General features: G+C 66.9%; 10 protein-coding genes. 2 read left to right on the forward strand and 8 right to left on the reverse strand.

The genetic code is table 11. The features are described from left to right. Positions 1–6 precede the first annotated feature (6 nt). Entirely contained in the window at positions 7–1,434 is a 1,428-nt protein-coding gene (locus tag ACXPWS_RS14340) for an APC family permease (protein WP_458713054.1), read from the forward strand. Positions 1,435–1,498: 64 nt separating this feature from the next. Here the strand turns inward: ACXPWS_RS14340 and ACXPWS_RS14345 are convergent, their stop codons facing one another. From ACXPWS_RS14345 to ACXPWS_RS14375, 7 genes are all read right to left on the reverse strand, one after another. After that, on the reverse strand, positions 1,499–2,494 hold the full coding sequence (locus ACXPWS_RS14345; RefSeq protein WP_458713055.1) for an esterase family protein: 996 nt from the start codon (positions 2,492–2,494) through the stop codon (positions 1,499–1,501). A gap of 163 nt (positions 2,495–2,657) precedes the next feature. Beyond that, positions 2,658–4,055, reverse strand: a complete 1,398-nt coding sequence (locus tag ACXPWS_RS14350; protein WP_458713056.1) for a mechanosensitive ion channel domain-containing protein — start codon at positions 4,053–4,055, stop codon at positions 2,658–2,660. Beyond that, on the reverse strand, positions 4,052–6,241 hold the full coding sequence (locus ACXPWS_RS14355; RefSeq protein WP_458713057.1) for an adenylate/guanylate cyclase domain-containing protein: 2,190 nt from the start codon (positions 6,239–6,241) through the stop codon (positions 4,052–4,054). Before ACXPWS_RS14355 ends, ACXPWS_RS14350 begins: the two co-directional genes overlap by 4 nt. Before the next feature lie 54 nt (positions 6,242–6,295). Continuing rightward, entirely contained in the window at positions 6,296–7,576 is a 1,281-nt protein-coding gene (locus ACXPWS_RS14360; RefSeq protein WP_458713058.1) for an alpha-amylase family glycosyl hydrolase, read from the reverse strand. Continuing rightward, a complete protein-coding gene (locus tag ACXPWS_RS14365; RefSeq protein WP_458713059.1) occupies positions 7,573–8,052 on the reverse strand; it encodes a nucleoside deaminase in 480 nt (159 codons plus the stop codon). The genes ACXPWS_RS14360 and ACXPWS_RS14365 overlap by 4 nt, the downstream gene beginning before the upstream one ends. A 120-nt stretch (positions 8,053–8,172) precedes the next feature. After that, positions 8,173–8,343: a hypothetical protein gene (locus tag ACXPWS_RS14370; RefSeq protein WP_458713060.1), complete on the reverse strand. Its 171-nt coding sequence runs from the start codon at positions 8,341–8,343 to the stop codon at positions 8,173–8,175. Between the two features lie 156 nt (positions 8,344–8,499). Then, positions 8,500–10,185, reverse strand: a complete 1,686-nt coding sequence (locus ACXPWS_RS14375) for a tetratricopeptide repeat protein (RefSeq protein ID WP_458713061.1) — start codon at positions 10,183–10,185, stop codon at positions 8,500–8,502. A gap of 98 nt (positions 10,186–10,283) precedes the next feature. On the opposite strand from ACXPWS_RS14375, the gene ACXPWS_RS14380 reads away from it, so the two are divergent. Continuing rightward, a complete protein-coding gene (locus ACXPWS_RS14380) occupies positions 10,284–10,667 on the forward strand; it encodes a cupin domain-containing protein (protein WP_458713062.1) in 384 nt (127 codons plus the stop codon). 3 nt (positions 10,668–10,670) lie between these two features. Here the strand turns inward: ACXPWS_RS14380 and ACXPWS_RS14385 are convergent, their stop codons facing one another. Next, positions 10,671–12,263, reverse strand: a complete 1,593-nt coding sequence (locus tag ACXPWS_RS14385) for a regulator (RefSeq protein WP_458713063.1) — start codon at positions 12,261–12,263, stop codon at positions 10,671–10,673. Positions 12,264–12,267: the final 4 nt, after the last annotated feature.

The raw sequence follows: 12,267 nt of genomic DNA on the forward strand, positions 1-12,267 counted from the left end.
ACACGCATGACAGCCAATGAGCAAGCGGCAGCACTACATTCGGTCGACGAGGTGCTACCGCGCAAGATGCGCTGGTTCGACGGCTTCGCGATGGCGATGACGATGCCCGCCGCGCTGGTCGCCACCCTGGGCGCCTCGATCGCCGGGCTCGGCGGCTGGGGTGCCGCCGTGCTGTGGGCCATCTCGATGGCGATTTCGCTGGCCGTCAACTGGATCTACATCGAATTGGCGGCGATGTTTCCTGCCGCCTCGGGCGGCATCTCGGGCTACGCGGCAGAGGCCTGGAAGAAACGCGTGCCCTGGTTCGCGCCCCTGGCCGGCGTCGGGTACTGGCTGCCGTGGGGCTCGAACCTGGCGACGTACGGTTCGTTCACCGGCCTGCTGGTGCAATCCCAATGGTTCCCCGAACAGCAGTGGACCTTCGATCTGGGTCCGCTGCACTTCAGCTTCCCGATCCTGATCGGACTGATCGTCATATTCGTGCTGTACGGGATCAACGTCATCGGCGTGCGGGTCACCATGGCGTTCGTCTATGTGACCGCGGCGATCCTGATGATCCCGCTCGCCGTGTTCATCATCTTTCCGTTGTTCAACGCCGACTGGGCGCCGATGGACCTGACGTGGAACCTGCACGGGTTGGCGGGCCTGCACACCGCGATCGTCTGGCTGTACGTGATGGCTTGGACCACACTGGGTATCGAGGTCTGCGCGACCTTCGCCTCAGAGTATCGCGATCCGGTGCGCGACACCTCTCGGGCGATCCGCGCGTCGGCGCTGTTCTGTCTCGGTGTCTTCTTCCTGGTTCCGCTGACCCTCGGCGGATTCGCCGGTGAAGAGGCGATCGCGGCGAACCCGTCCACCTTCTTCGTGGCGAGCTTCTCGCAGTTGACCGGCGCCGGTGCCGACGTGATGGTGTTGTGCCTCATCGCATCCCTGGTGCTGGTCATGCTGACATCGGTCGCCGATGCCTCGCGCGTCCTGTTCAACATGGGCAAGGAGGGCATCACCGTGCGCTCGATGGGCAAGCTCAACCGCCGCGGTGTGCCCGTCCGCGCTCTCAACGTCATGCTGGTGCTCAACATCGTTCTGCTGGTGGTTCTTCAGCAGCCGCTGGCCATCATCGTCACCGGCAACCTGGGCTACATCCTGGCCCACGTGCTGGCGGTGGCCGGCTTCGCGCTGCTGCGCAAGGACCGGCCCGACGCCGCGCGTCCTATCCGGTTGCCCCGGGTGTTCGTGCCGGTGTCGATCGGTCTGGCGATTCTGCTCTCGGTGATGCTGGTGGTCGGCGCGACCGGGTTCTCGATCACCGGTTACGGTGGCCTGCTCGAACTCGGCATCGCCGGATCCATCCTGGCGGCCGGTGTCGTGCTGTGGTGGTTCGTCCAGCGCAGCGACCGGTCGGACGGCGCAGAGGTGCACGGGCGGCGCTGACAAACCAAAAGCAGGGAGCCTGCCGCTCGGGGGGTTGCGGCAGGCTCCCTGTGGTTTTGACGCGCTACGTGGCGGCTTGCGCTCCGAGCACGCGCTGGATGTCCGGCTTCATCATCTGCAGCTGCTGACCCCAGTAGCCCCAGGTGTGGGTGCCGTTGGCCGGGAAGTTGAACACGCCGTTGTTACCGCCGGCCGCGATGTAGCGGTCGCGGAAGGTGACATTGGTGCGCAGCGTGAACCCTTCGAGGAACTGGGCGGCCATCAGGTTCGCACCGTCGGCGCCGGCGTCGAGGTCCGACGGGGTACCGGTGCCGCAGTAGATCCAGATGCGGGTGTTGTTGGCGACCAGCTGGTTGATGTTGACCATCGGGTCGTTACGCCGCCACGCCGGGTCCGACGACGGGCCCCACATGCTCTCGGCGTTGAAGCCACCCGCGTCGTTCATGGCCAGCCCGATCAGCATCGGCCACCAGCCCTCGGACGGGTTCAGGAAGCCCGACAGCGTGCCGGCGTAGATGAACTGATCCGGGTGGTAGATCGCGTAGGTCAGGGCGGCGCTGCCGGCCATCGACAGACCGACCACGGCGTTCCCGGTGCGGGACACACCCTTGTTGGCCTCCAGGTAGGCAGGCAGTTCCTGGGTCAGGAACGTCTCCCACTTGTAGGTGTAGTTCTGCCCGTTGCCCTTGGACGGCTGGTACCAGTCGGTGTAGAAGCTGGACTGCCCGCCCACCGGCATGACCGTGGACAGACCGGACTGGTAGTACCACTCGAATGCCGGGGTGTTGATGTCCCAGCCGTTGTAGTCGTCCTGGGCGCGCAGACCGTCGAGCAGGTACAGCGCGTGCGGGCCACCACCCTGGAACTGGATACGGATATCGCGACCCATCGATGCCGAGTGCACATCGAGGTACTCGACGGGAAGGCCCGGCCGCGAGAATGCTCCTGCTGTCGCCGAACCCCCCGCGAAGCCGATCAGCCCGGGTAGTGCTGCGACGGTCGCGGCGACCACCGCCACCCGACGGAGCCACTCTCCACGAATCTTTCTGATGAACTTCATAACGGCAACCAACCCACCTTTCATAAGAGATCCAAGCAATTGCCGCTGCTTTTATCTTCGTCGGTAGTGAATCACGCGCCCCAAATGCCACACGTGTAACACGGCGGGCGGCGATATCGCGGTTGGGCAACGATTGAGACTCGCTGCCGAGACCTCGGTGTGACTAGTCGACGCCGGCCAGGGCCGCGCGTACGGCGCTCCGGCGTTCCTCGATGGCACGGCCGATCTCCTGAAGCAGCAGCGGTTTCCGCGCGACCAGCTCCTCGACGTGGGAACGGTCGATCTGCAGCACGGTGACCTCGTCCAGTGCGTGTGCGCCGGCCGCCACCGGTTCGCGGGTCAGGGTCGTCTGGCCGAGGAAGTCACCGGCTTCGGCGGTGCGCACGGTCACGATGGAACCATCCGGACGCAGCGCGGTGAGCCGGACCCGACCCTTGACAATGAAGGTCATCCGGGACGGCACCGTGCCCGCGGCTTGCAGGGTTTCGTCTGCGCCGAAGCGGGTCAGCCGCACGTAAGGCAGCACCTCGCCGAATTCGGCCTCCTGCAGGCGCAGGGTGGAGCCCACGACCGCGAGGGCGTCGGCAATCCGATCCGGTGCGGCGAAATCGTCCTCGGCTTCGTCGAGATGCAGGTCCGCACGACGCGCGGCGTACCAGACCCAGCGCAGGAAGGTCGCTCTGGCGCCACCGTCATCCGCGGGACTGCGCAGTGGGATGGTGGTCTTGTACTGCAGTCCGCCCATCGCAACGGCCTTCGGCCACGCCCCGGGACGCAGGTGGGGGAGGTTGGCCGCCACCCGGATAAGCATGGCGCACACCTCGTCCGGCGCGTCGTCGAGCGAGAACACGCTCACCACCGAGATGGCGTGATCGCCTGGTGGCCGGCTCTGATTGGTGAATGACGCGGCCGCCAGCATGGAGTTGGGCATCACCTGCATGCCACTGCCGGTATCGATATGCGTTGCGCGCCAGTTCACTTCGATGACCCGGCCACGAGCCGACGGGGTGTCCAGCCAGTCGCCGAGCTGGAAGGGCTGCTCGAACAACAGCAGCAGGCCGGACACGATCTGGCCCACCGAGTTCTGCAAGGCCAGGCCCAGCACGATCGATGTGATGCCCAGAGCCGTGAACAGGCCGCCGACATTGGCGCCCCAGACATAGGAGAAAATCATCGCCAGCCCCACGGCAATCACCACGAAACGTGCGACGTCGAGGAAGATCGACGGAATCCGCTTGCGCCAACTGCCTTCCGGGGCGCCCTGGAACAGGGTGGCGTTGAATCCGGACAGCAACAGGATCAGGATGACGAAGCCGAACACCGTGGCGATGATGCGTACCGGAGTCGCGTCGGCGTTCACCTCGTTGGCCTTGGTGAGCAACAGCAGCAGCGCGCCCAATGGCAGGATGAGATTCCGCAGCAGACCCACCGCGCGGGTCAGCGCGCTGCCGCGGCGGGCCAGCGCGTTGCGCAGTTCGGTCAGGATCACCAGGGTCACCGGCAGGCCGATGGAGACCCCGACGGCCCAGAAGAACCACGACGCGTCGAGCAGACTGGTCACGCGCGACGCTCCGTGAGTCGCCACACCGGCTCGGTGCCGCTCGGGGTGGCGATCTCACCGGCGGCCACGAACAAGCTCGACTCGCTCATCGCGTCACGCACCCGTGCGGTCACGTAGACACCTGGCTGTGCCGTCCCGCTCTGCACCTGATTTGCCAGATCGACTGTCGCACCCCACATGTCGTACGCCACGCTGGAGCGACCCACCAGGCCGCTGGTCACGGTTCCGGTGTCGATACCGGCCCGCAATTGCAGAGTGCTACCGGTCTCGCCGTTGTAGCGGTCGACGATGCGCTGCATCTCGATCGCGAAATCGACCGTGCGCCGGACATTGTCGAGGCGGGGGACGTTGAGCCCGCAGCTGGCCAGATAGCCGTTGTGCAGGGTTCGTATCCGTTCCACCCCGAGGCTCTCGGCGGCGGCGTCGAACTGGCGTACCAGCCGGTTGACGATCGCCAGTGCCTCATCGGAGGTCAGGTTTTCCGACAACTCGTCCAGGCCTGCGATATCGGCGAAGATCACCGTGACGTCCTGATGGTCCTGCGCGATCGTCTCCTCACCGTCGCGGTACCGGGCCACCACCGTCTCCGGCATCAGGGAGAGCAACAGCCGGTCGTTCTCCCGGCGCTGCTCGTTGAGCAGATCCTCCTTGATCGCCAGGTTACGGCTCATCCCGTTGAAAGCCACTGTCAGGTCGCCGAATTCGTCCTTTGACTGCACGGGGACGGTCACCCCGTAGTCGCCGGAGCTGATCTGCTGGGCGCCTGCCTCCAACCGCCTGATCGGCCGGATGAACAGCCGGGCCAGCAGCAGGGCGGCGATGGACACCACGAAGATGATGGCCGCCGTGGACAGCACCAGGGTTCGGGTGAACGCCGACACCGGGGCGAAGGCCTCGGCGGTGTCGATCTTGGCGATCACGCCCCAGTGCAGACCGGGTACGTCGACCGGGCCGTAGGCCTGCAGGGTTTCGTGGCCGAGATAATCCCGAGTGATCAGGGTGCCCCGGTCGCCGCGCAACGCCTGATGGGTGGCCTCACCACCGACTGGCTGCACCAGGGTGGTGCCGTGCTGGCGGATCGAGTCCTGGGCCACATCCGGTGGGGTGCCGCCGTCGATCACATCGCGTTTGAACGCCTCGGGATCCTCCAGGAACAGCCGGGAGTCCGACCGCATCAGGTCGTCCGGACCCACGATGTAGGTCTCGCCGGTCTTGCCCATCCCGGACTCTTCCCAGCGCTTGTCCATCGTCATCAACCGGTTGATCTTGGAGATGGGGAATTGCAGGGCCAGCACCCCGAGGCTGTGCCCGGCGTCGCCGACCGGGGAAACCAGCCACGCCGTCGGCGACGGCGCGGGTTCGTAGTCCCCGAAATCGGTGATATCGACGTAGTCGACCGCATTGGATTCCATCGCCTTGGTATAGGCGGCGGTCAGGTTACCGTTCTTGTAGGGGCCGGTCAGCACATTGCTGCCGAGGTCGACACCCTTGTAGGCGCTGTAGACGATATTGCCGCGCGGGTCGATCAACAACGCGTCCTCGAATTCGAAGCGCGTGACGATTTCCCGGAAGAACTCGTTGTACCTGGCGTTGGCGGCCGACCACGCACTGCCGTCGCGGGCGTCGTCGTACCGGATGGACTTGTCCCAGTCGGTGAACGGGGTGGTGTAGTTGGCCTGCAGATACTTCTGTGCGTTCGACGTCGGCAGCAGTGCGCTCACGTCGACCTCATTACCGGTCTGGTTGTCCTCGACCTTGGCGAACTGGTTGTCGTAGTAGTCCGTGATCGCCTGCTGCTGCTGCGGGTCGATCGACGCTGCGGCGAGTTGGTCGAATCCCGCGGTGAAGGCCTGCAGCGCCTGGGTGGCGGTGGATCCGCGCGAATAGATGACCAGGGAATTCTTCAGATCCGAGATCTGGCCGGCCAGCTGGCGGGTCTGGGACTGGCGGATCTCGGTGAGCCCGTCGAAAACCGAATTGCGCAGGGACTCCCGCCCGGATTGGTAGCCGATGAATCCGACGACGGCGGCCGACAGGATGGAGGTCGCCAACAACATCACCAACAGTTTGGATTGGATGCTGACGCGAGACAGCAATCGGCGGCGAGTCGGTTTCGGTGCCGGTGCCGGTGCCGGTGCCGTCTCGCCGGAATCGAAAGCAGGCGGACTTTTTTCTGTCGTCGTCATCGATTCGGAAGCTTAGGCCGGTGAACCATTGGACGGCCTGTTGTTGGCGTTTATTCAGTGCGGCTCGATGATTGCCCAACCGTGCGGCGGGACCACCATGTCCGCAACGAAATCCGGCGGTGGGGCACCCGACCCGGCGGTGATCCGCCCGGGCCGGGGCAATGCGACGGGGAACGGTTCATTGCTGACGTTGAGTGCCACCGTCAATTCCCCGTCGCTGCCCTGGGTGCGGTACACATACCCGGTGTTGTCCACCTGGACGGCCTCGGTGCGCGCGGTGTGCAGCCACGGATGCCGACGGCGCAACCCGATCAAGTACTGGTGCAGTCTCTGAATGTCACTGAATTCGGTTGGCTTGGAGGTGAATTCGGGCCGCACCGCGTCATCGCCGCCGGCCCGTTCCTCCTTGATCGCCCGCCAGCCCCATTCGTCGCCGGCGTAGATGCTGGGCGTACCGCCGGTGGTCAGCAACAGCACCAGGGCATGTTCGAGGTGGCGGGCGTCATCCAAGCGGCTGGCGATCCGGGTGACGTCGTGGTTGCCGACGAAGGTCAGTGGCACGAAGGTGTCCAGGAATTCGTTGTGCCGCTGCAGCGCCCAGTCCAGCTCGTGGAAATTGCCGTCGTTGAGGCTGCTCCACACCGCTTTCCACAGTTCGTACTGGGTGACCGAGTCGAAACCGGCGGCCTGCACCTGGGCGGGGTAATCGCCGTGGATCACCTCCCCGACGAACCACGCCTGCGGATGGCGTTCGCGTACGGCAGGCAACACGGTCGCCCAGAACCGGTCCGGTACGGCGTAGGCGGCATCCAGTCGCCAGCCGTCGGCGCCGCGATCCAGCCAGTGCGTCATGACCCCGACGGTGTAGTCCACCACCTCGGGGTGGTCGTGGTTGAGCGCGATCAGTTCGCCGTGCCCCTCGAAGGTCGCGAACCCGTCGTTGCCGCGGCGGAACCAGTGCGCGTCACCCCCGTCCAGGGCCGCCCGGTAGCGCGGGAAATCGGTGCCGACATGATTGAAGACGCCGTCGAGCAGGACCCGCAGCCCGCGCCGGTGCGCCTCGTGCACCAGCCGGTCGAAATCGTCGTCGTCCCCCAGGCGGGGATCGATGCGGTAGTGGTCGGTGGTGTCGTAGCCGTGGGTGCGCGAGGCGAACACCGGGCCCAGCGCAATACCCGAGCAGCCCAGTTCCACGGCGTGGTCCAGCCATTCGACGATGCGCAACAGGCGGTGCTCATCGGAGTGCGGTGGCGGGTCGGCCGGGAAGGCGCCGACGAACCCCAGCGGGTAGAGCTGCCACCAGATCGCGTGGGTCACCCAGTCCGGATCGGTCATGGCCGGAACCTCGCTTCGTACAGTGCGCGCATCGGTTCGGTGAGTTCGTCGGCCGGTCCGTCGGTGCGCACGCCGGGCGCGACGGCGGCTATGGGCAACGCGGCGACCGGCGAGGGCGGGGTGCCCCATTGCGCGCACCACCGGCTCAGCTGCGCCGAGGACGTGGCGTACACGATGCGCCCGAGTCCCACCCAGGCGTGCGCAGCCGCGCACATCGGGCAGTGTTCGCCGGAGGTGTAGACGGTGGCCACGCGGCGCTGGTCGGGCGTCAGGTTGTGCACGGCCCAGCGGGCGATGGCGAACTCCGGGTGCTGGGTGGCGTCACCGCCGGCGACCCGGTTGCGGTCCTCGAACACCGTCCGCCCGGTCTGATCGACCAGTACCGATCCGAAGGGCTCGTCGCCGTCCTCGAGCGCCGTCCGTGCGAGTTCCAGGCAGCGGCGCAGGTATTCGAGGTCTTGCGCACTGATCGCCACACCGGGAGCCTACTCAACCGGGGCGCGCCGGCGTCGTCGATAGCGTGCGGTGGGATCCCACGGCGGCCCGAGTGCGACCGCGGGGTCAGCGAGAACCACCGCCACGGAGGCGGTGCGGCGTCAGGTCTGACGGCATACCTGCGGGACGGTTTCGAACGCCGACGCGGAACCCCAGCACCATGCCGCGTAGGCGGCCGCGACGGCGACGCGGTCGATGTCTCGCTGGGTTCCACCGGCTGAACGCACCGACTCCGCAACGGCGAACTTGATGATGTCGACGAGGCCCGTCATCCGTTCGTCCGACCCGTGAGTGGACGCCGACGTGGATATGGACACTGATCCCCCAAACGGCGAGGGTCGCCGCGCCGTCGCCCCGTTGCGAAGCGCGAAACCCTTGCCTGCTCAACACCTTAGTCCCAGGGCCGGGTTCGCGCTCGAGACGCGCCTTTAGTGACAGCACCCTTTTGCAGTCGTTACCACATCGAGACGGCACGCGCACGACGCCAGCACCGGGACATCGGCGCGTGCCCGGGCCAGGGCGAGCTGCTGGCCGATGATGGTCGCCTCGGCATCCCGGCCCAGGCGTTGCAGACACTCGTGGTACCCGTGCAGGCTCCACACGTTGCCCGGGTGCTGACAGGATCGGCGCAGGGTGGCGTCCAGCCCGAGGTCGGCGGCGTACACCGCGGCCGCCTCCGCGACGCGGTCCTGTTCCAGTAGCAGCGCCCCGTAGGCGTGCCGGGTCGGCTGCATCCAGCCCCACGGCTCGTCGTAGGGCAGGGCGTCGTCGAGCGCGATCGCGGTCCGGAGATGGCCGAACGCCTCGTCGAAATTGCCTTCCCGGTAGGCGATCTCGCCGTCCAGCATGGCCACCGCAATGGCCAGGATGTCCCGGCTGGTGTTGTTGAACAGATAGCGCGAGTCCGGCACCCTGGCGTACGCGGCCGCCAGCGCCGCCCGCTCGGCGCGAGCCTGCGGGAGCTGGCCCTTGGCGGCGTGTGCGACGCCGCGCCCGTAATGCACGGTGGCCGTGGTGGTGCAGTACAGCTGCTGGTCCTGCGGCAGAGGGGTCGCGATCAGATCATCCCAGCGGCCGAATCGCACCAGCACATGCACCCGCAGTGGCACGAAAGCCTCCAGCCAGTCGGCCATCGGCGGGGATTGGATGCTCAGCAGGTCCGGGGTCAACTGACTGGACAGCTCGTCGGCCGCGTCGAGCGCCACCTGCGACTGCCCTTCGAACATCGCCGAATACACCACGAAGTGCAGATCGTGCGCCCGGTAGAGCGAGTAGAAGTTCAGCGGGCCCGCCCGCCGGACGAACTGCCGGTCGGCGCGCACCGCGGACCGGTTGGCCAGTATCGAGGCGCGGTAGTCGCCGCACAGCACGTCGATGTGGCTGGGCATGTGCTGCAGATGGCCGGCGTCGGGCACCAGATCGCGCAGCAGGTCGGCCACCGGCAGGGCGTCCTCGGGGCGCGCCGACATCTCCATCGCGTGCAGGTACAGGTGCAGTACCCCGGGGTGCGCGCGCCCGGCCGGTGTGGTCAGGGCCCGGTCCAGCAGGGCGATGGCCGCCAGCACCCGCGATCCGGGAGCCGGATCACCGGTTGTACTGTCCCACAACGCCCACGCGGTCACGTTGAGCAGTGCGTCGGCCGCCAGCGCCGCCACGTCGACATCGTCGGGGTACCGCTCGGCCACCTGCGCCATGGCGTCGGCGTAGGCGCTGTGCCCGGCTTCCAGGGCGCCGCCGTCATGCGGGTCGTCGGTGCAGAAACGCGTCGCCAGCGCGTCGATCAGTGCCCGCTCGAGCGCGCCCGCCCGCCCGGTCGCGGCGCGGGCGAGTTCGGCGCGGGCCCGCGCCAGGGAGGTCGCCAGATCGACCGGATCGAAGGCCTCCCATGCCTTGTTGTAGTTGGGTCCGACCGCGTAGGCGATGGCCCAGCGTGCGATGGCCAACTCGGGGTCTGCTTCGAGCGCGCGTTCGAAGCAGCGCACCGCTTCTTCGTGATTGAACGCGTATGCCCACACCATGCCCCGGTCGAACCAGACCTGCGCCTGCGGCTCGGCTGTGTCGATCGGCCGGTGATAGGAACCCAGGTCGTAGTACGGCTCGGTGGCGGTGCTCATTGCACGCACGATAATTCAGCGGCGACGACAACGAGAAGCGTTGTGCAGATGCCTGAGCCGAACCCATGTGCGGCGGCCGCAACCGCTACCGTGGGCCGATGATCAGATGCGTGCGGCTGTGGACGGGCGAGGACGGCGGCTCCCATGTCGAGGTGGGCGCGCTGGACATGGCGCCGGGCCGCAACGCCGACTTGGTGTCGGTGGCGATGTCGGCCGCACACGTCACCATCGAGGAGACCGCCGGCGGCGGATCACTGGCCTGGCACACCGCGCCGGTGCGCCAGTTGGTGGTGACGCTGGCGGGCACACTGCGGTTCACCACGCGCGGCGGTGAGGAGTTCACCCTGGCACCCGGCGATGTGCTGCTCGCCGAGGACACCACGGGCTCGGGCCATCAGTGGGAACTCATCGACACCGATCCGTGGCGCCGGATTTACGTCGTGCTCGCGCCCGGCACCGAGGTCCCGTTCGTCCCCGCCTGAGCGCTAGTGACCGGCGACGATATCGGACTCGTCGACGGTGACCGGATCCTTGGCCCCGGGCAACAGCGAATACGCCGCGCAGACGACTCCGAAGAGCAAATAGCCCAGCGCGACTTGGGGATTGGCCGCCCATGCCACCTGCGGCGCATGGATCAACCCGATGAAGGACAGCACGGCTCCGACCGCCGAGGCGATGGCGGCGTACCGGAACTTCTTCTCCAGGATGAGGGCCACCATGGTGCCGAGGACGAGACCCACCAGCACCGCACCCTCGCCAAGGGTTTGCAGGCCCTCGTAGACCACACCGGCGCCGTTGAGTTTCTCCAATCCGACTGCGCCCGCCGAGGTTCCGGCCGCGTTCAGCGCGTTGTCGATCAGGCCGCTGGCCCACTGCGCCAGGTTGGGCAGCAGGGCCGCCACCACGGCGACCGCATGCAGCCGCGGCACCGCCTGGAAGGCTTGTGCCCCGATCAGCAGACCGATGTAGAGCAGGATCGGCACGATCGCCGGCACCGGCAGCAATGCGTCCAGCACGCCGAACAAGCCCAGGAAGCAGAAGATCCCGATCACCACACCGCTGGCCAACGAGTACCCGGCTCGGCCGCCGGCATCCTTCCAGCCCGGGTGCCCGATGTAGACCGCGGGTGGGAAGGGCGAACCGAACGCCGACCCGATCACCGCGCCCGCGCCGTCGGCGAGCAGCACACTGCGCAGGTTGTAGTTGTCGCCGGCGGCGGCGGCGCTTTCCACGTTGCTCATCGCCTCGGTGAAGTTGTAGACGCCCAGCGGTATCGCCGTGCCCAGTAGCGGCGCCAGATGCGACAGCCCGGAGAACAGCAGGTCAACACGCAGATCGGGGACCCCGACCGCGATATCGGAAATAGCTTGTCCCACATCGGGTGCGGACATGTATCCGCCGATCCACCCGATGGCGGTGCCGACCAGCAGCGCGGCCAGTCCGACCGGGATGCCGAACGGCAGCTTCACATCGGTGAAGAAACCGATCAGGATGATCGCCAGCACGGGAAGGCCGATCCAGGCCGCCTCCCACATCTGTGCCGCGGGCCGCATCGAGATGAAGGTGATCGAGATGCCGGCCAGGGTTCCCAGCATCGCAGCGCGCGGCGTCAGTGTGCGGATATATGGCCCGACGAAGGCGCCGATCATCACGATGATGCCGATCATGAACGCCCACGCCAGTCCGGCCGCCCAGGCCGCCGTGGCGTCCTTGGTATTCAGATACACCGGCAGCATGACCACGAACACCACGATGAACATGTGCGGCACGCTGGGGCCGTAGGGCAACGCGGTGACGTCGGAACGATTCTCGCGGCGTGCCAACCGGCGCGCCAGGAAGGTGTAGTAGAGGTTGCCCAGGATCAGCGCCACGCCGAGTGCGGGCAGGACGGTGCCCAGCACATCGCCGGCGGGCACGTTGATCACCCCGATCATCAACCCGGTCAGCGTGAGCACGTTGACCAGGATGTTGAAACCCAGTCCGAAGAACGCGTTGGTGTCCCCGCGCGTCCACCAGGGGACGGCCACCACCGACTTCGGGGTGTCGGCGGCCGGGGGATCGGAGACGTTGGTGGACATGGGC

It is taken from the genome of Mycobacterium sp. BMJ-28, assembly GCF_054404835.1.